The organism is Streptomyces sp. WMMC940 (genome assembly GCF_027460265.1).
In the GTDB taxonomy this organism is placed as follows: domain Bacteria; phylum Actinomycetota; class Actinomycetes; order Streptomycetales; family Streptomycetaceae; genus Streptomyces.
In genome coordinates this window covers 6,938,531-6,957,336 of the sequence record NZ_JAPZBC010000001.1, presented here as the reverse complement: position 1 = coordinate 6,957,336, position 18,806 = coordinate 6,938,531, and the positions used below count along the sequence as shown (strand labels likewise).

13 protein-coding genes are annotated in these 18,806 nt (G+C 72.9%); 9 read left to right on the top strand and 4 right to left on the bottom strand.

Annotated features, from left to right (window positions below; all coding sequences use genetic code 11):
* The first annotated feature begins 23 nt into the window (after positions 1 to 23).
* From O7595_RS30655 to O7595_RS30645, 3 genes are all read left to right on the top strand, one after another.
* Positions 24 to 1,670, top strand: a complete 1,647-nt coding sequence (locus tag O7595_RS30655) for a serine/threonine-protein kinase (RefSeq protein WP_269731830.1) — start codon at positions 24 to 26, stop codon at positions 1,668 to 1,670.
* On the top strand, positions 1,667 to 2,347 hold the full coding sequence (locus tag O7595_RS30650; RefSeq protein ID WP_269731829.1) for a hypothetical protein: 681 nt from the start codon (positions 1,667 to 1,669) through the stop codon (positions 2,345 to 2,347). The genes O7595_RS30655 and O7595_RS30650 overlap by 4 nt, the downstream gene beginning before the upstream one ends.
* A gap of 117 nt (positions 2,348 to 2,464) precedes the next feature.
* A complete protein-coding gene (locus O7595_RS30645) occupies positions 2,465 to 5,179 on the top strand; it encodes a SpoIIE family protein phosphatase/ATP-binding protein (RefSeq protein WP_269732685.1) in 2,715 nt (904 codons plus the stop codon).
* Positions 5,180 to 5,411: 232 nt separating this feature from the next.
* On the opposite strand, the gene O7595_RS30640 is transcribed toward O7595_RS30645, so the two are convergent.
* Complete coding sequence (locus O7595_RS30640; protein WP_269731828.1) at positions 5,412 to 6,575, bottom strand: TetR/AcrR family transcriptional regulator; 1,164 nt, start codon at positions 6,573 to 6,575, stop codon at positions 5,412 to 5,414.
* Positions 6,576 to 6,670: 95 nt separating this feature from the next.
* Between O7595_RS30640 and clpX the strand changes: the two genes are divergently transcribed.
* Positions 6,671 to 7,954: an ATP-dependent Clp protease ATP-binding subunit ClpX gene (gene clpX / locus O7595_RS30635; protein ID WP_269731827.1), complete on the top strand. Its 1,284-nt coding sequence runs from the start codon at positions 6,671 to 6,673 to the stop codon at positions 7,952 to 7,954.
* Between the two features lie 91 nt (positions 7,955 to 8,045).
* On the opposite strand, the gene O7595_RS30630 is transcribed toward clpX, so the two are convergent.
* From O7595_RS30630 to O7595_RS30620, 3 genes are read right to left on the bottom strand one after another with little or no spacing between them, the layout of a single operon-like run.
* Complete coding sequence (locus tag O7595_RS30630; protein WP_269731826.1) at positions 8,046 to 10,340, bottom strand: ABC transporter permease; 2,295 nt, start codon at positions 10,338 to 10,340, stop codon at positions 8,046 to 8,048.
* Positions 10,341 to 10,342: 2 nt separating this feature from the next.
* Positions 10,343 to 11,113 carry an ABC transporter ATP-binding protein gene (locus tag O7595_RS30625; RefSeq protein ID WP_269731825.1) on the bottom strand — a complete coding sequence of 257 codons (771 nt, stop codon included), beginning with the start codon at positions 11,111 to 11,113 and terminating at the stop codon, positions 10,343 to 10,345.
* Positions 11,110 to 11,625 carry a PadR family transcriptional regulator gene (locus O7595_RS30620; RefSeq protein WP_269731824.1) on the bottom strand — a complete coding sequence of 172 codons (516 nt, stop codon included), beginning with the start codon at positions 11,623 to 11,625 and terminating at the stop codon, positions 11,110 to 11,112. Before O7595_RS30620 ends, O7595_RS30625 begins: the two co-directional genes overlap by 4 nt.
* A gap of 176 nt (positions 11,626 to 11,801) precedes the next feature.
* Between O7595_RS30620 and O7595_RS30615 the strand changes: the two genes are divergently transcribed.
* The 5 genes from O7595_RS30615 (at position 11,802) to O7595_RS30595 (ending at position 18,716) form a co-directional block, all read left to right on the top strand.
* Entirely contained in the window at positions 11,802 to 13,085 is a 1,284-nt protein-coding gene (locus tag O7595_RS30615) for an ABC transporter substrate-binding protein (protein ID WP_269731823.1), read from the top strand.
* A gap of 225 nt (positions 13,086 to 13,310) precedes the next feature.
* Entirely contained in the window at positions 13,311 to 14,981 is a 1,671-nt protein-coding gene (locus O7595_RS30610; RefSeq protein ID WP_269731822.1) for a glycoside hydrolase family 13 protein, read from the top strand.
* A 118-nt stretch (positions 14,982 to 15,099) separates the two neighbouring features.
* Positions 15,100 to 16,425: an ABC transporter substrate-binding protein gene (locus O7595_RS30605; RefSeq protein WP_269731821.1), complete on the top strand. Its 1,326-nt coding sequence runs from the start codon at positions 15,100 to 15,102 to the stop codon at positions 16,423 to 16,425.
* A gap of 6 nt (positions 16,426 to 16,431) precedes the next feature.
* Entirely contained in the window at positions 16,432 to 17,805 is a 1,374-nt protein-coding gene (locus tag O7595_RS30600) for an ABC transporter permease subunit (RefSeq protein ID WP_269731820.1), read from the top strand.
* Complete coding sequence (locus O7595_RS30595; RefSeq protein ID WP_269731819.1) at positions 17,802 to 18,716, top strand: carbohydrate ABC transporter permease; 915 nt, start codon at positions 17,802 to 17,804, stop codon at positions 18,714 to 18,716. The genes O7595_RS30600 and O7595_RS30595 overlap by 4 nt, the downstream gene beginning before the upstream one ends.
* The last annotated feature ends 90 nt before the right edge of the window (positions 18,717 to 18,806 follow it).

Genomic DNA, 18,806 nt, shown 5'->3' with positions numbered 1-18,806 from the left:
GCCGCGTCCGCCGAGGGGGTGGGATGAACACATGGACGGTCCCGGGATACACCGAGACCAGAGAACTCGGTTCGGGCGGCAGCGGACGGGTCGTGCTCGCCGTCCACGACGCCACCGGCACACCGGTGGCCGTCAAGTACCTCGCTGAGCGGCTGCGCCGGGACACCGCCTTCGTCCGTGCCTTCCGCTCGGAGGCACGACTGCTGAGCGGGCTCGACACCCCGCACGTGGTCCGGTTGTACGAGTACGTCGAGTGCCCCGACGGCGCGGCCATCGTGATGGAGCTGGTGGAGGGCGTGGCGCTGCGCGCCCTGCTGGCCAGGGAGGGCGCGACCGGCGTCGCGCCCGCCCTCGTGGTGCTCAAGGGCTCGCTGCTGGGGCTGGCGGCGGCGCACCGGGCGGGAGTCGTGCACCGCGACTACAAGCCGGAGAACGTGCTGGTGGCGCCGGACGGTTCGTCGAAGCTCGTCGACTTCGGTATCGCGGCGGGGCGGGGCACGACGCCCGGGGTCGCGGGCACGCCCTCGTACATGGCCCCGGAGCAGTGGACCGGCGGGCCGGCCTCGCCGGCCGCCGACGTGTACGCGGCCACGGCGACGTTCTTCGAGTGCGTCACGGGACACAAGCCGTACTCCGGCGAGAACTTCGCGGAGCTCGCGCTCCGGCACACGAGCGCGCCGGTGCCGGTCGACGGGGTGCCCGAGGAACTGCGGCCGCTGATCCGGCGCGGGATGGCGAAGTCCCCGCAGGAGCGGCCGGAGACCGCGGAGGCGTTCGTCGCGGAGCTGGAGGCGATCGCGTGCGAGGCCGTCGGACCCGACTGGGAGGAGCGCGGCCGGGGGGAACTCGCCGCGCTGGCCGCGCTGCTGCCGCTGCTGCTTCCCTCGGCCGGCGCGCCGCCCGTCTCGGTGGCGGCGCGGGCGTCGACCTCGCTGGGGCGCGGTCACCGGCTCGGGGCTCTGTGGCCGGACCGGCAGGGACTGTTCGCCGCGTCGCTCGCGCTCGTCCTGGGGCTGCTGCTGGTGATCGCGGCGCAGGCCGCCGGTGACGGTCCGGGGAGTCCGGCGGCGCGGGCGGTCGCCACCACGAGCGCCGTGCCTCCGGCGCCGGACGCGGCCACCGGCCCGGCCTCCGCCCCGCCGTCGCCGTCCGCCGTCTCCGCGTCCCCCGGCTCCTCGCCCTCGGCCTCGCCCTCGGCGCCGGGGCCGACGGTGACCGCCGGCCCGTCCGGCCCCGCCATCCCGCCCACCGCACCCGGAACTCCCACGGCCCCGCCGGTGACCTCACCGGACCCGCCACCGGTCACCTCCGAACCACCGGTGACACCGGAGCCGCCGGAGGTCCCGGTGGCGACCGTGTCGATCGGTTCACTGCGGCAGACGGGTGCGGCGACGGCCACCGCGACCGTCGAGGTCGTCACGGACGGCACCGGCCCGGTACGCATCGTCCTGGACTGGGCGACCGCCGCGGCCAAGGGCGGCCCGGGCACCCCGGACGGCGCCGCCGACACCTTCGAGCGCAGTGGCGCGACGAGGTACACGCTCACCGTCGAACACGTCTTCCGGAACGCCAGGGCCTGTTACTGGCGGCTCACCGCGGACAGCTCGCCGGGTGCCGCGAACGGCGGCTCACGGCAGGAGATCGTGACGCAGAGGTGCACGATCGGATGAACGACCCGCGCCTCCCCTTCCGCCCCCCTTCCCCGTCGCCGGAAGGCGAGGGGGAAGTTCCGCCTCCGCCCGAGGACTACAGCGCCACCGCGCTCGCCAGTCACTGGTCCGAGCTGCCCGACACGCCCCCGGACGCGGTCGAGGGCACGGTGCTGCGCTTCGGCCCGGGAGTCACGGCGGCGGCACGGGAGAGATACGACGGGGACCGTACGACCGCCGTGTGGCACACGGGCACACTGCCGGGTGCCGCGGCCCCGCAGTCCCGCGGCACCGGCCGGTCGTGGGCGTCCGGACTGCGCCGCTACTCCCTGGCGGCCCTGATCCTGTTCGCCGCCCTCCTTCTCCTGGGCTGGCAGCGGTACGGCCCCGGCCCCACGGTCCACGGCGTCGCGGTGGACGCCGACCCCGGCGGCCCGGGCTGCGACGGCACCGCCGTCGTCACGGCCGTGGTGCGCACCGACGGCAGACCGGGCACCCTGGCCTACCGCTGGGTGCGCAGTGACGGCACCGCGTCCGAGGTGCTGACGGAGCGGCTGGCCCGCGGTCAGGACAGGGCGCGGCTGCGTCTTCTGTGGACCTTCCACGGCGAGGGCGCCTACCGCGCCCGTGCCGAGCTGCGTCTCAGCTCACCCTCGCAACACGACGCGTCGGCGGAATTCCTCTATACCTGTCCGTGAGGAGCTTTCCCACTTCCCGACCTCCGAGGTCGAACGTTGCCGGACGCGTATGGCCCGATGGGGGCAAGCGGTGCTAGAAAGGACAGCGTGATCAGGCGCTTCGACCGATTGCGGGGCGTGTCGGTTCGGCCACTGATCGGCAAACGCCCCAGGAGCGTCGCCGGGCAGGTATTCATCCTCCAGGTGGCGGTCGTGGTCCTGCTCGTTCTCGGGACGATCCTCGCCCTGGTCCTTCAGACCCGGCACGACACCGACCGTGAGGCCCGCAACCGGTCGGTCGCGGTCGCCGAATCGTTTGCCCACTCCCCCGGGCTGCTCACCGCGCTGGACTCCCCCGACCCGTCCCGCGTCCTGCAGCCGATCACCGAGGAGGCACGGAAGCGCGCGGGCGTCGACTTCATCGTCGTCATGGACACCAACGGGATCCGCTACACGCATCCCCTGCCGGAGCGGATCGGGCACCGCTTCGTCGGCACGATCGAACCGTCCCTGCAGGGCGAGGTCCTGCTCGAGAGCGTGGACGGCCCCCTGGGCAAGGAGGTCCAGGCGGTCGTCCCGGTCACCGGTCCGGACGGCAAGGTCGAGGCGCTGGTGTCGGCCGGCCTGACCGTCCGCAACGTCACGGGCGCGGTGAACCGGCAGCTGCCGGTCATCCTCGGCACGGGAGCCGCGGGCCTCGCCCTGGCCACCGCCGGCACGGCCCTGGCGACCAGACGCCTGAAACGCCAGACCCACGGGCTCGGCCCGGCCGAGATGACCCGTATGTACGAGCATCACGACGCCGTCCTCCACGCGGTACGGGAAGGCGTCGTCATCGTCGGCGGGGACGGAACGCTGCTGCTCGCCAACGACGAGGCCCGCCGGCTGCTGGACCTGGGCCCCGACTCCGAGGGACGGCCCGTGCGCGACCTGGCCGGTCTCGAACCCTCGACGGCACAACTGCTCGCCTCCGGCACGGCGGCCACGGACGAGGTGCTGACCGCAGGGAACCGGCTGCTCGTGGTCAACCAGCGGCCCACCGACGGCCCGGGCGGCCCGCTGGGCACCGTCGCGACCATCCGGGACTCCACGGAGCTGCAGGCGCTGACGGGCCGGGCCGAAGTGGCGCGCAAGCGCCTCCAGCTGCTGTACGACGCCGGTGTGGGGATCGGGACGACGCTGGACGTGACCCGGACCGCGGAGGAACTGGCCGAGGTCGCGGTCCCCTCGTTCGCCGACTACGTCACCGTCGACCTCGCGGACCCGGTACTCAACGGGGAGGAGCCGAACGGCTCCGCGGGCGAGATGCGCCGCACCGCCGTCAGCGGGATCCGCGACGACCACCCGCTCTACGAACGCGGCAGGCTGATCGCGTTCCTGCCCTCCACACCGCAGGCCCGCGGGATGGGCACCGGACGGGCCGAGGTGGTACCGGACCTGTCCAGGGCGCTGGGCTGGCGCGCCCAGGACCCCGAGCGGACGAAGGCGATCGTCGAGTACGGCATCCACTCGCTCATCACCGTGCCACTGCAGGCCCGCGGGGTCGTCCTGGGGGTCGCCAACTTCTGGCGCTCGGAGAAGCCCGGCCCCTTCGAGGAGGACGATCTGTCCCTCGCCGAGGAGCTGGTCGCCCGGGCCGCGGTGTCGGTGGACAACGCCCGCCGGTACACGCGTGAGCACGCGCTCGCCGTGACGCTCCAGCGCAGCCTCCTGCCGAGGGCGCTGCCGGAGCACAGCGCCGTGGAGGTGGCGCACCGCTATCTGCCGGCCCAGTCCGGGGTGGGCGGCGACTGGTTCGACGTCATTCCGCTGCCGGGCAGCCGGGTCGCCCTGGTCGTCGGCGACGTGGTGGGCCACGGGCTGCACGCCGCGGCGACGATGGGGCGGCTACGGACCGCGGTGCACAACTTCTCCACGCTCGACCTGCCGCCCGACGAGCTCCTCGGCCATCTGGACGACCTGGTCGGCCGCATCGACCAGGACGAGATGGGCCCCGGCGGCAGTCCCGACGGCCCGGCGATGACCGGCGCCACCTGCCTCTACGCCATCTACGACCCGGTGTCGCGGCACTGCACGATGGCCCGGGCCGGGCATCCGCTGCCGGCGCTGGTCCGCCCCGACGGCAGCGTCGAGTTCCCGGAGCTCCCGGCGGGCCCGCCACTCGGGCTCGGCGGGATGCCGTTCGAGAGCGCGGTGCTCGAGATCCCCGAAGGCACCAGACTCGTCTTCTACACGGACGGGCTGATCGAGGACCGCAGCCGCGACATCGACGTCGGCATCGAACTGCTGCGTCGCGCCCTCGCCCGCACGGACGGCACACCCGAGCAGACGTGCCAGGGAGTGCTGGAGGCGCTGCTGCCCGCCCGCCCGAAGGACGACGTGGCACTGCTCATCGCCTGCACCCGCGCCCTCGGCCCGGACCGGGTCGCCGAGTGGGACGTGCCGTCGGACCCCAGCGCGGTCGCCGGGATGCGCGCCGCCGCCGTCGCGAAGCTGACGGAGTGGGGACTGGAGGAGATGGCGTTCGGCACCGAGCTGATCCTCAGCGAGCTGCTCACCAACGCGATCCGCTACGGCACCCAGCCCATTCGGGTACGGCTGCTCCACGACCAGGGCCTGACCTGCGAGGTCGCCGACGGCAGCAGCACCTCGCCACACCTCCGCTACGCCGCGACGACCGACGAGGGCGGCCGTGGGCTGTTCCTGGTGGCGCAGCTGTCCGAGCGCTGGGGCACGCGGTACACGTCCGAGGGAAAGATCATCTGGGCCGAGCAGCCGCTGCCGGGTGACACGCCGGACACGGAGGCGGGCGGGGAGGCCCTGCTGCGGCTGTTCGACTCCGAACTGCTCTGAGGCCCCGGGCCTCTCCCCTCCGCAGGGGAACGTGGGCTTCCGGTGCGCTTCGGGTCGCTCCTGGTGCCGGACTCCCGTGCTCCCGCCGGCTCTTCCGGGCTCGCGGCTCCCCGGTCGTCCGGCGCCGGCGTCCGGCGGACGCGCATCGGCTCCGGCTCCGGCTCGTTCATCGCACTCGCCGGGTACCGGGCATCTGCCCGGGCCCGGTGCTCCGGGGCGGCCGGCCGGCCGGTCAGCACGCGGCGGGGGCGGGCCCGGCGTGCGACACGGCGGCGGAGGCGACGGCGTGGCAGGCGCCTGGGCCCGTCGCCCGGTACACGATGCGACCGCCCCCGACGCGGACCGCCGCCTCGGTGGTGTCGCCGACGCGGGTGATCCCGGCCGCTGCGGCGACTTCCCCCGAGCCGTCGCACAGCACCTCCAGTCCCGGCCACGCCGACCGCGGAAACGCCTCCCGCAGACACCGGCTCAGCTCCCCGACGACCAGACGCGACAGCGGTACGAGCTCGTCCGGTTCCCCGGTGACGGCGACGAGGGTGATCCCCGTGCCGGGCGGGGCGGCCCGTACGGCCTCCTCGACGGCCGACAGCCGGTGCATGCCGAGGAGGGCCACCACACCGTCCGAGGTGAGGCGCACGGGCTCGCACGTAACGAGATCGGCCGCCGCGGGCGGTCGCCACGGGTCGTCGGCCCGGGCGGCGGGCCGTATCCCGGTGGGCGGGGCCCACCAGTCGCTCAGCTCCAGTCCGGCCAGCTGCTCGCAGGCGCTGACGACGTCGAACGGCTCGATGAAGCCCGGCGCCGCCGCGGCCGTGCGGCTCGCGCCGTGCAGGGTGGCGAGGACGGTCTTGGCGAGCCGCACCGAGCGGCGCGGCGGAGCGCCCGGGACCGGCGCGAGCGGTCGCAGCGCCTCCAGCGCCAGTGCGACGAGCAGTGCGTCCACTTCGAGGAGCTGGCGGTAGGACCGGCGCAGCCCTTCGTCGGCGGTGACCTCCGGTACGAGGTCGGCTCCCAGCCCGGCCGCCCCCGGCCGTGCTCCGCCGGTGGGCCCGGCCCCCACGCGGTCCCGGCCGCCCCGTTCCGCCCCGGCGGACGCCGGCCGCGTGACCCAGGCCCGGGCGAGCGCACCGAGGGCCTCGGCCGCGGTGCGGCCCTGCTGGGGTGCGGGTCCGGTCGTCGAGGGCGCGCGCTCGGCCAGTTCGGCGAGGACGGAGAAGTAGAGGGCGCGCTTGCCGGGGAAGTTGGAGTAGACGGCGCCGCGGGTGAGACCGGCCCGCTCGGCGATGGCGTCGATCCTGGCGGCGCGGAAACCGTTCTCGGCAAACTCGTCCCGGGCTGCCGCCAGCACATCGGCACGGGTCCGCTGCTGCGTCTGAACCCTGGTGAGCCGAGCCATCGTTCTCCTCGTCGCGCGTGCGCCGTCACCCTTCCCGGCTCGAATGACAGTAACATCCGGATGACGAGACCATCCGGAGGGGGCTGGGCACGTTCATGTCACGCATCGGTGAGGACGGCCATCCGCTGAAGTGTTCCTTCTGCGGGAAGAGCCAGAAGCAGGTGAGGCGGCTCATCGCCGGCCCCGCCGGGGTGCACATCTGCGACGAGTGCGTCGAGTTGTGCAACGAGCTGATCGAGGAGGAACTCTCCGACTTCACCACCACGCCGCTGACGGAGCTCCCCAAGCCGGCCGAGATCCACCGGTTCCTCGACGGGTACGTCATCGGTCAGGAGTCGGCCAAGCGGTCGCTCGCGGTTGCCGTCTACAACCACTACAAGCGGGTCCGCGGCAAGCAGGAGGAGGACGAGCCGGTCGAGGTGGCCAAGTCCAACATCCTGCTGCTCGGCCCCACCGGCTGCGGCAAGACCTACCTCGCGCAGACCCTCGCCCGGCTGCTGAACGTCCCGTTCGCCATCGCCGACGCCACCGCCCTCACGGAGGCCGGGTACGTGGGCGAGGACGTGGAGAACATCCTGCTCAAACTGCTCCAGGCGGCCGACTACGACGTGCAGCGCGCCGAGACCGGCATCGTCTACGTCGACGAGATCGACAAGATCGCCCGCAAGGGCGAGAACCTGTCGATCACCCGCGATGTCTCGGGCGAGGGGGTGCAGCAGGCCCTGCTGAAGATCCTGGAGGGCACCACCGCGTCGGTGCCGCCGCAGGGCGGCCGCAAGCATCCGCACCAGGAGTACCTCCAGATCGACACGGCGAACGTGCTGTTCATCGTGGGCGGGGCGTTCGCCGGGCTGGAGACGATCATCGACGACCGGACCGGAAGGCGGGGCCTCGGCTTCGCCGCCGAGGTGGGCTCCGGGGACGGGGCCGACGACGGGGACGCGTTCGCCAGGGTGATGCCCGCCGACCTGATCCGGTTCGGACTGATTCCCGAGTTCATCGGCCGGCTCCCCGTGATCGCGCGGGTGTCGAGCCTGGACGGGACCGCGCTGCTGCGAACCCTCACCGAGCCGAGGAACGCCTTGGTCAAGCAGTACCAGCGGCTGTTCGAGATGGACGGCGTGGAGCTCGAGTTCAGCGAGGCCGCCCTCGAGGCCATCGTGGAGAAGTCCATGCTGCGCGGCACCGGCGCCCGGGGCCTGCGGGGAATCATGGAGCATGTCCTGCGGCCCGTCATGTACGAGATTCCGAGCCGCGGCGACGTGGCCAAGGTGATCATCGGCGAACGCACGGTCCGCGAGGACGTCGCCCCCCTGCTGGTGACCCGGCAGCCGCCCCCGGAGGAGCCGGGGCCGCGGTCCGCCCGGGAGACGCGGTAGGGCACCGGTCCCCGGAATCCGCACCGGACGGACAGTCCGCCCCACCGGCTCACACCCCTCGAAGGCGGCGCGCGCGGGCGGGCTCTCCGGCTCAGGCCACCGCGCTGAGGGTGTCCACCAGCCGGCGGCGCGCGGCCCGGGCCGCCGGCAGCGCCGCGAGCGCGATCGCTCCGATGACGGCGGCGGTCGCGAGCAACACCAGATGGAGCGGCGACGGGGTCTGCGCGATACCGGCACCGATGCCGCTGGAGCGGCCCTCGGAGTCGATCAGCCAGTGGGCCAGAGGCACCCCGAGCCCCGCTCCCACCACCGCGGCTGCCAGCGCGGTGCAGCCGACCGCGGTGACGGTGACCGCCGTGATCTGCCGGGGCGACAGCCCGATCGCCTTCAGGGCGAGGAGATCGCGCTCCCCGTCCCGGACGCTCCCACCGATCGCCGTCGACAGTTCCGTGAGCCCGATCAGGGCGAGCACACCGATCAGCCCGGCGACGACGCCCCGCATGGTGGAGAGCCGGTCGGCCGGGCTGGTGACCTCGTGGATGTCGAGTCTCCCCGCCGACGCCTCGGTCAGCTCGGCACGTACGCGGGCAGGGTCGGCCCCCGGCCGCAGCTGCATCTGGTACAGCGTCGCACGCATGGCCGGGTCGTTCTCGCGGAGGGTGTCGAGCGAGGTGGAGACGGTCCGTCCGCCGTTCTCCGGTTCGATGCTCCGGCCGACGATGTGGAGGATCTGCGGATGGCCCCCGACGGTCATGCGCACCCAGTCACCGACCTCCACCCCCAGCAGGTCGAGCAGGCCCTGCCCGGCCACCGCCTCGTCGGGTCCGTCGGCGGCCCGGCCCTCTGCCACGGTGTACGGGTACGGCCGCTCGCGGGTGCCGAGGCCGCGCAGCGCGATGGTGCCGGTCTGGCCGGGGACGAGCGCCGCGACCTCGACACCGGGATGGGCCGCCACGACCTGCGGGTGACCGTCGAGCAGCGCCGCTGCCTCCCCTTCGGCGAGGCCGCCGGCCGCGCGGGCGGTCAGCGCCGAGGGCAGTCCCAGTTCCGCCGGTCTGCTGTCGAAGCGCGCGATGGTGGTCCAGGCACTGAGCGCCACGGTGATCAGCAGCAGCGGCAGGGCCAGCCGGACGATGGTGGCGGGGCTCTGCGGGCCGCGGGCGAAGGCCCGGTGCCAACCGAGGACGAGGGCCGGGGGCAACCCGAGCCCGAGCGCCTTCCTGGCCGGTCCCGACAGCCGGCCGCCCGCGGCCTTCCCGGCCGGGAGCACCGGCACCGGCGGGACCCTGCCGGCCCGCCAGGCGGCGAGGCAGGTGGTGGCACCGATGAACAGCACCGCGGCGACGGGTACGGCGAGCAGGGCGGCGGTGTGCCCCGGCAGCCCCTGCCAGACGCCGACCGCCTCGCCGAGACGTCCGGGCAGGGCGCTGCCCAGCGTCTCGATGAGCAGCGTGGCGACCAGGGCGCCGAGAACGGCGAAGGCCAGGTGCTGGACCAGGAACACCCGCACCACCTGCCCCGGGGTGAAGCCGACGGCCTTGAGGACGGAGATGTCCCTGAGGTGGCCGCGCACCCGGGTGCTGATCGCGCCGAAGACGGCGAGCGCGGCGGCCAGCAGCGCGCCGAGCCCGAAGAGCCCGAGGACCTGGCCGAGCAGCCGGGTGTCCCCCTGGGCCTCCGACCTGGCCTGCTGCCAGTGGGAGACGTCGGTGACCGCCCCGGCTCCGAGCACGGTGACGGCGCGTTGGACGGCGTAGTCGGTGTCGGCGGGGTCGGTGAGCAGCAGACCGACCACGTGGCCGGGTCTCTCGCCCGTGTCCCGCACCTGGGCGGGCAGGGCCCAGACGGTGCCGGGCCGCTCGCCGGGCCGGTAGCGCGGTTCGGCGCTGTCGGCGACGCCGATGACGGTCAGGGTGCGGCCGGTGCCGGAGAGGGTGAGGGTGTCGCCGGGGCCCGCGACGAGGGCCCGGGCGAGGCTGCTCTCCAGGACGACGCCGTCGGGGGTCGCCGGGGTGAGCCAGCGGCCGGAGGTGAGGAGCGGACGCCCGGTGGCGGGCGGCTCGGCTCCGGCGCCGCGCAGCTCGACGGACGCGCGGGCGCCCGGTGAGGCCACGGATGCCGAAGCGGTGCGGAACGGGCCGGAAACGGCCTCGACCCCGTCGAGGGCGGCGAGCCGGCCCGGGTCGGCGGCGGGCCCGGTGTGGATCCAGACGTGTGCGCCGTGGGACTGGGCGAAGACGCGCTGCCAGGGGTTGGTGGCGTAGCCGAAGAGCGCCGCGGCGAGCAGCAGGGCGGCGACGATGCCCGCGGTGGCGGAGACGATGAACAGCGCCTCGCCCCGGTGGGTGCGCAGGTCGGCGTGCGCCCAGCGAAGTGTGGCCCGCACGGTCAGTCCTTCAGTTCGAGGACGCCGGACAGCCCGGTGCCCCGGGCGGGGGTGCCGCCCAGCTCGGCGTCGTCGGCTATGCGGCCGTCGAAGAAGCTGATGACCCGGTCGGCGGCGCTGGCGAGCCGCGCGTCATGGGTGACGAGCAGGATGGTCTGGCCGCGCTGGTGGAAGCGGGACAGCAGGCGCATGACCTCGCGGGTGCCCTTGCTGTCGAGGCTGCCCGCGGGCTCGTCGGCCAGCAGCAGCCGGGGATGGTTGACCAGTGCGCGGGCCAGTGCGACGCGCTGCTGCTCACCGCCGGACAGCTCGCCCGGCATGCTGCGGGCCTTGCCCTCCAGGCCGAGCTCGGCGAGCAGCTTCTCGCGCTCGGCCCGCGCCTGCCGGGGGCCGGTGCCTGCCAGCAGGGCGGGCAGCTCGACGTTGTCGGCGACGGTGAGATTGGACACGAGGTTGAAGAACTGGAAGACGATGCCGATCCGGCGCCGCCGCTCCGTCGCCCACCGGGCCTCGCTGTAGGAGTCGGTGCACTCGCCGTCGAGCCAGATGCTTCCGCTGTCGGGCCGCTGCAGTCCGCCGAGCAGGTGCAGGAGGGTCGACTTGCCGGCTCCGGAGGGCCCGCTGACGGCGACGAACTCCCCGTGGCGCACGGACAGGTCCACCCCTCGCACGGCGTGGGCGGGTGCGCCCTCGCCGTGATGGGTCTTGATTAGCCCCTCGGCGCGCAGGAGCGGGGTCCGGCCGGTGCGTTCCGGGTCGGGGGTGCGGCTCATTCCAGCCCCTCCAGCTCCTCCTGGCAGCGCTCCAGCCAGTCGAGGTCGGCCTGCAGGTGCAGCATGGCTCCCTCGATCAGGAGATGGGCGATGCGGTTGTCCCGCTCCTCGGTCGCGGACAGCTTCGACAGGTTGCGCATGGTGTTGAGGTACTCGCGTCGCTGTTTGTTGATGAGGGCGATCTGGTCGGCGAGTCCGGTCCTCGGGGCGAGGGCGAGCTTCATGAAGAAGTCGTCCCGTACCCGCGGCTCGTCCGCCGTCTCCTCGAACCAGGCGCGCAGCGCCTCCGTCCCGGCGTCGGTGAGGCGGTAGATCTTCTTGTTGGGCCGGCTCGACTGGGCGACTTCCTCGCCCTGGATCAGCCCCGACTTCTCCAGGCGCCCGAGCGTCACGTAGATCTGGCCGACGTTCGGCTGAGGGTACGCCGAGCCCAGCAGTTGCTCAAGGTCCTGCTTGAGCTCGTAGCCGTGGGCGGGCCCCCGGGACAGCAGCGCCAGGAGGGGCAGACGCACGCGCGCTCCCCTCCTCCCTGTTGTCCGCCGGCCGGCCGAGGGCGGTCCGCTACCGTGTCCGATGTGGCCCGGATCGCTCTCGTCATCCGATACGGGCCCTAGTATCGCCCATGCCTAACGGGTATACATGCCCTGGACGCGGTCGAAGAAGCCACGCCGGTGCACAGGAGGAACCTATGCGGTGGATACGTGCCGCCGGTAGGGGGCTCCTGATCGCGGCGGTGGTCCTCGCGGGATACGTCTCGGCGGGCACCGGGACGGGCACGGACCCCGCCGGCGCGGCCCAGGGCGAGGGGCGCGGCCCCATGACGCTGGCCACCGCCGGGGATCTCACCGGGTATCTGGGTCCGCTGCTGGAGGGCTGGAACCGCAGCCACCCGGACGAGAGGGTCACTCTGGTCGAGCTGCCGGACTCCGCGGACGAGACCCGGGCGCAGCTGACCACGGGTCTGCGCTCCGGCGACGGCCGGTACGACATCCTCAACATGGACGTGGCCTGGACCTCGGAGTTCGCCGCTGCGGGCTGGATAGCCCCGCTGGAGGCGGGCCGCTTCCCGCTCGACAGCTTCCTGCCGCCGGTGCTCGACACGGCGACGTACGAGGGAAAGCTGTACGCCGTCCCGTATGTCACGAATGCCGGGATGCTCTACTACCGCAAGGACGTCCTCGACCGTGAGGGCCTGACTCCGCCGCGCACCTGGGCGGAGCTGGAGCACCAGGCGCGGACGCTGGCCCCCCGGTACGGTCTCGGCGGCTACGCGGGGCAGTTCCTGCCGTACGAGGGCCTCACGGTCAACGCGACGGAGGCGGTGTACTCGGCCGGGGGCACGATCCTCGACGACGACGGCCGGGTCACCGTGGACTCCCCGGCGGCCCGCGCCGGCCTCGACTTCCTCACCCGTGGGGTGCGCGACGGCTGGATCCCCGGCGAGGCGCTGACCTTCAAGGAGGAGGAGTCCCGGCAGGCCTTCCAGGACGGCCGGCTGCTGTTCCTGCGCAACTGGCCCTACGCCTACGCCGGGGCCTCCGGCGGGGACTCGCGGGTGGCGGGGAAGTTCGGCGCCGTACCGCTGCCCGGACCCGACGGCCCGGGCACCAGCGTGCTGGGCGGGTCGAACCTCGCGGTCAGCGCCCGCGCCCGGCATCCGGAGTCGGCGAACGACCTCATCGCTTATCTGACCAGCGCCCCCGTACAGCGGCAGGTGCTGACGGAGGGTGCGCTGCCGCCCGTGCGTGCGGAGCTCTACCAGGACCCCGGGCTGATCCGGCGGTTCCCCTATCTGCCCGCCCTGCGGGCCAGTGTCCTGTCCGCCGCGCCGCGGCCCAAGAGCGCGCGGTACGGGCAGGTGAGCCTGGCCGTGCAGGCCGTCGTGCACGACGCGATGGCACAGCACCAGGACCCCGACGAGGCCGTACGCCGGCTCTCCCGCGAGCTCTCCGCGGTCGCCCGCCGGGGCTGAGCGCCCGGCTCCTCCATCCACACCCGTCCCGCTTACCTATCTGTTAGGTAACGGGATCACATCGCCCTGAGCTCGAATCGCAGGAACATTTGCGGACATAACCCTCAACTCCCTTGGCTTTCCCGCACAACCGTTGACACCTTCTCGACACCCCTACTTAACATGCATGCATAACCGCTGCCCTTCTGGTCGCGGGCACCCCTTCACGAAGAAACAGGTCAACGGGTGACGCTCACAGCCACGGCCGGCCACGGCCTCTCGCACCGCCCCTCGCACCGCTGGTGGCGCGACGCGGTGATCTACCAGGTGTACGTCCGCAGCTTCCTGGACAGCACGGGCGACGGGATCGGCGACCTCGCCGGGGTCCGCACCGGACTCCCGTACCTGAAGAAGCTCGGCGTCGACGGCATATGGCTGAGCCCCTTCTACCCCTCGCCGCAGCACGACCACGGCTACGACGTCGCCGACTACTGCGACGTCGACCCCGTCTACGGCGACCTGGCCGAGTTCGAGCTGCTGATCGCCGCCGCGCAGCGACTCGACATGAAGGTGCTGCTCGACATCGTCCCCAACCACTGCTCCAGCGAGCACGCGTGGTTCCGCGAGGCCCTCGCCGCGGGCCCCGGCAGTGCGGCCCGCGCCCGGTTCCACTTCGCCGAGGGCCGCGGCCCCGGCGGTGACGTGCCGCCGAACAACTGGCACGCGATGTTCGGCGGCCCCGCCTGGAGTCGGGTGACCGAGGCGGACGGCAGCCCCGGCCAGTGGTACCTGCACATGTTCACGCCCGAGCAGCCCGATCTGAACTGGCGCAACCCCGAGACCGGCGCCCACTTCGACCAAGTCCTGCGATTCTGGCTGGACCGGGGCGTCGACGGCTTCCGGATCGACGTCGCCGCCGGGCTCTTCAAGCACCCGGAGCTGCCCGACTCCCCCGACCCCGAGGCCGACGCCCGCACCCGCGACTCCGTCAACCCCCTCGCCTGGAACCAGCCCGAGGTGCACGACGTGTGGCGCCACTGGCGTTCGGTGTGCGAGGAGTACACCGTCCGCGACGGCCGGGAGCGCCTGCTGGTGGGCGAGGTCTCCGTACCGACCGCGCGCGAGCACGCCCGTTACGTGCGGCCGGACGAGCTGCACCAGGCCTTCTTCTTCGACCTGCTGAGCGCGCCGTGGGACGCCGCGGCGTTCCGGAAGGTCGTCGCCGAGGCGATGCAGGACATCGCCGGCACCGGCTCCACCGTCACCTGGGTGCTGAACAACCATGACCAGGTCCGCACCGTGACCCGGTACGGGGAGTCCGGCACGGAGGGCAGCGGGCTCGGCTCGGCCCGTGCCCGGGCCGCCGCGCTGCTGATGCTGGCACTGCCCGGCGCCGCCTACGTCTACCAGGGCGAGGAGCTGGGCCTGCCGGAGGTCGTGGACCTGCCCGACGAGGTGCTCACCGACCCGATCTTCCGGCGCACCGGCAGCCGGGCGCGGATCCGCGACGGATGCCGGGTGCCGCTGCCCTGGTCGGGCCATGCCTCGCCGTTCGGCTTCACCTCCGGGGCCGAAGGGGCCAAGCCCTGGCTGCCGCAGCCAGGCTGGTTCGCCGAGCACGCCACCGACCGCGCGCTCGCCGACACCCGCTCGTTCTGGCACCTGTACCGCGACGGTCTCCAGCTGCGCCGCGGGCTGCCGCAGCTCGGCGAGGGCAGCCTGCGCTGGCTCGACTCCCCGCCGGACGTGCTCGCCTTCGTCCGCGGTGACGGGCTGGTGTGTGCCGTCAACTTCGGCACCGCTGCCGTACCCGCCCCCGTCTCCGGTGCGCCGCTGCTGTCCAGCGGCCCCTGCCCGACCGGTGCGCTGCCGGGCTCCACCGCCGCCTGGTGGATCGGCGACGGCACCACCGCCTGAACCACCCGTCCCCGGAACCGCACCACCGCCCGAACCACCCGTCCCCGGAACCGCACCACCGCCTGAACCACGCTCTGCGACGCTCCGCCCGTTTCCCGACCGGTAAGGAAGTTCCGCCATGAACCCACGACGCACGATGCTCGCCGGATGCACCGCCCTGGCCCTCGCCCTCGGCGCGACCGCCTGCGGCGGCGACCCCGTCACGCCTGCCGGCGGTGGCGACAAGTCCCTCGACGGCCAGACGATCACGGTCGCCGGCGTCTGGTCCGGCGCCGAACAGAAGAACTTCCAGAAGGTGCTGGACGCCTTCACCGAGAAGACCGGCGCCAAGACGCAGTTCGTCTCCACCGGCGACAACGTCTCCACCGTCGTCGGCAGCAAGATCGAGGGGGGCAACGCCCCCGACGTGGTGATGGTCCCGCAGGTCGGTGTGCTCCAGCAGTTCGCGAAGAGCGGCTGGCTCACGCCGCTGTCGAAGACCACCGAGCAGTCCGTCGACGGCAACTTCGCGCCCGTGTGGAAGAACTACGGCAGCGTGGACGGCTCGCTCTACGGCCTGTACTTCAAGGCCGCCCACAAGTCGACCGTCTGGTACAGCCCGGACGCACTGGACCAGGCGGGCGTCAAGCCCCCGTCCACGTACGCGGACATGCTGAAGGCCGGCCAGGCGGTCTCCGACTCGGGCCTGCCCGCCTTCGCGGTCGCCGGTGAGGACGGCTGGACGCTCACCGACTGGTTCGAGAACATCTACCTCTCCCAGGCCGGTCCGGAGAAGTACGACCAGCTCGCCGCGCACAAGCTCCCGTGGACCGACCCCAGCGTGGTGAACGCGCTGACCACGCTCGGCAAGCTGTTCTCCGACAAGGAACTCATCGCGGGCGGCCAGAAGGGCGCGCTCGCCACCGACTTCCCCGGCTCGGTCGAGAAGGTCTTCGGCCCCGAGCCCGAGGCGGGCATGGTCTACGAGGGCGACTTCGTCGCCGGTGTCGCCAAGGACCAGTTCGGCAAGAAGATCGGCGAGGACGCCTCCTTCTTCCCCTTCCCCGCGGTCGACGGCGGCAAGGCGCCGGTCGTCAGCGGCGGTGACGCCGCGGTCGTGCTGAAGGACGGCAAGAACCAGAAGGCGGCGATGACGTTCCTGGAGTACCTGGCGACCCCGGAGGCAGCGGCGGTCTGGGCCGAGGCGGGCGGCTTCCTCTCCCCCAACAAGAAGCTCGACCTCGCGGCGTACGGCGACGACACCGCCCGCGAGACGGCCAAGTCGCTGATCGACGCCGGCGACTCCGTCCGCTTCGACATGTCCGACCAGGCACCCGCGGCCTTCGGCGGCACCAAGGGCGCGGGCGAGTGGAAGCTGCTCCAGGACTTCCTGCGCGACCCGTCCGACCCGAAGGCCACCGCGGCCCGTCTCGAGGACGCCGCGGCCAAGGCGTACAAGGGCTGACGTCCCATGACCGAAGTCACCACACCACCGGCCGCCCCGTCCGCGGGGCGGCCCCGGCCGACGAGGGCCGGGGATCCCCGGCAGCGCGCCCGGCGGCGCCGGCGGATCGTCGCCCTGGCCTTCGTGCTCCCGGCGCTGCTGCTGCTCGGCGCGCTCGTCGTCTACCCGGTGCTGTTCTCGGTGGGGCGCAGCTTCTTCGACGCCTCCGGCACCCGGTTCGTCGGCGCCGGCAACTACGCCGAGATGTTCCGCGATCCGGCCACGCTCAAGGCGGTCCGCAACAGCGCCATCTGGGTCGTCGTCGCGCCGACCCTGCTCACCGGACTCGGGCTGATCCTGGCCGTCCTGGTGGAGAAGGTGCGCTGGGCCACGGCGTTCAAGCTGCTGCTGTTCATGCCGATGGCCGTCTCCTTCCTCGCCGCCGGCATCATCTTCCGGCTCGCCTACGAGGAGGACCCGGACAAGGGCGTGCTCAACGCGGCCGTGGTCGGCGTGCACGACGCCTTCGAGGGCTCGTCGCCGTACCCGACCGCACGAGCCAGGGACGGACAGGGCCTCGCCAAGGGGCCCGACGGGTCCTACGCCACGATCGGTGCGGCGTCACCGGGAGACGTGCTCACGCTCGGGCTCGTCGGTGTGAAGCCCGCGGAGATCCCGGAGGAGGCGCGCCCCGCGTACGGGGCGGCGCGGAAGCAGGCGGGCGCCGGTGAGCTGACCGGCGTCGTCTATCTGGACTTCACCCCCGGCGGGGGCGGTGAGCAGGGCACGGTCGACCGTACCGAGAGCGGGCTGCCGCGGATGACCGTCGAGGCGGTCCGGGACGGCAGGACCGTCGCCTCCGCCACCACCGCGGCCGACGGCTCCTTCGCCTTCCGGGACCTGGAGGCGGGCTCCTACACGGTGCGGCTGCCCGCGGCGAACTTCGCGCCGCCCTACGAGGGGGTCTCCTGGCTCGGGCCCGCGCTGGTCACCCCGGCCATCATCGGCGCCTACCTGTGGATCTGGACGGGGTTCGCGATGGTGCTCATCGGCGCCGGGCTGTCCTCGCTGCCGCGCGACACGCTCGAGGCGGCCCGGATGGACGGGGCCAACGAGTGGCAGGTGTTCCGCCGGATCACCGTCCCGCTGCTCGCGCCCATCCTGACCGTGGTCTTCGTGACGTTGGTGATCAATGTGATGAAGGTCTTCGACCTCGTCTACATCATCGCGCCCGGGCCGGTGCAGGAGGACGCCACGGTACTGGCGACCCAGATGTGGCTGGTGTCCTTCGGCGGCGGCAACGACCAGGGGCTCGGCAGCGCGCTCGGCGTCCTGCTCCTGCTGCTGGTGATCCCCGCCATGGTCTTCAACGTCCGCCGTTTCCGCAGGAGTCAGTCATGAGCGCCACCCTCACCGACCCCGCCGCCGTGCAGGAGCCGGCCGCCCCCGGCGGCACGGCTCGGGCGAAGTCCGGCAGCCGGCTCGGCCGCTGGCTCGGCAACGGCGTGGTCCAGGCCCTCCTGGTGGTGATCGGCCTGGTCTGGATCACCCCGCTCGCCGGTCTGCTGCTGTCCTCGCTGCGTACGCCCCAGGACAACGCGGCCAGCGGCTGGTGGACCACGCTGACCAGCCCCGGGCAGCTGTCCTTCGACAACTACACGGAGCTGCTGGGGAACGCGGGCATCACCCAGGCGTTCTGGAACACCGTGCTGATTTCGGTGCCGACGACCGCCCTGGTCATCGTCCTGGCGGCGCTCGCCGGATACGCCTTCGCCTGGTTGGAGTTCCCGGGCCGGGACTGGATCTTCCTGCTCGTGGTGGCGCTGCTCGTGGTACCGGTCCAGGTGGGTCTGCTGCCGGTCGCCAAACTCTTCGGCCAACTGGGGCTGTTCGGCACGATCCCCGGCGTGGTGCTGTTCCACGTGGCCTACGGGCTGCCGTTCGCCGTCTTCCTGCTGCGGAACTACTTCGCGGACATCCCCCGGGAGATGCTGGAGGCGGCGCGGATGGACGGCGGCAGCGAGTGGCGGATCTTCACCCGGCTGGTTCTGCCGGTGGGACGTCCGGCGATCGCCAGCCTGGCGATCTTCCAGTTCCTCTGGGTCTGGAACGACATGCTCGTGGCACTGCTCTTCGCGGACAGTTCGTCGCAGCCACTCACGGTGGAACTCCAGTCGCAGGTACGGCAGTTCGGCAGCAACATCGACGTGCTGGCACCTGGCGCGTTCCTGTCGCTGGTCGTGCCTGTGGTGGTGTTCTTCGCCTTCCAGCGGCACTTCGTCCAGGGAGTGATGGCCGGTTCGGTCAAGTGAGGCCCGACCTCCGGGCGCGGCCGGTCCTCGTGCGCATCACGTGCGGAGGCCGGCCGCGCCCGTGCGTGTCGTCCGTGGCGAACCGGTCCG

Excerpts from the sequence above, each read along its gene's own strand:
- O7595_RS30655 (WP_269731830.1), top strand. The coding sequence starts at position 24 with ATGAACACATGGACGGTCCCGGGATACACCGAGACCAGAGAACTCGGT.
- O7595_RS30650 (WP_269731829.1), top strand. The coding sequence starts at position 1,667 with ATGAACGACCCGCGCCTCCCCTTCCGCCCCCCTTCCCCGTCGCCGGAA.
- O7595_RS30640 (WP_269731828.1), bottom strand. The coding sequence starts at position 6,575 with ATGGCTCGGCTCACCAGGGTTCAGACGCAGCAGCGGACCCGTGCCGAT.
- clpX (WP_269731827.1), top strand. The coding sequence starts at position 6,671 with ATGTCACGCATCGGTGAGGACGGCCATCCGCTGAAGTGTTCCTTCTGC.
- O7595_RS30625 (WP_269731825.1), bottom strand. The coding sequence starts at position 11,113 with ATGAGCCGCACCCCCGACCCGGAACGCACCGGCCGGACCCCGCTCCTG.
- O7595_RS30615 (WP_269731823.1), top strand. The coding sequence starts at position 11,802 with ATGCGGTGGATACGTGCCGCCGGTAGGGGGCTCCTGATCGCGGCGGTG.
- O7595_RS30605 (WP_269731821.1), top strand. The coding sequence starts at position 15,100 with ATGAACCCACGACGCACGATGCTCGCCGGATGCACCGCCCTGGCCCTC.
- O7595_RS30600 (WP_269731820.1), top strand. The coding sequence starts at position 16,432 with ATGACCGAAGTCACCACACCACCGGCCGCCCCGTCCGCGGGGCGGCCC.
- O7595_RS30595 (WP_269731819.1), top strand. The coding sequence starts at position 17,802 with ATGAGCGCCACCCTCACCGACCCCGCCGCCGTGCAGGAGCCGGCCGCC.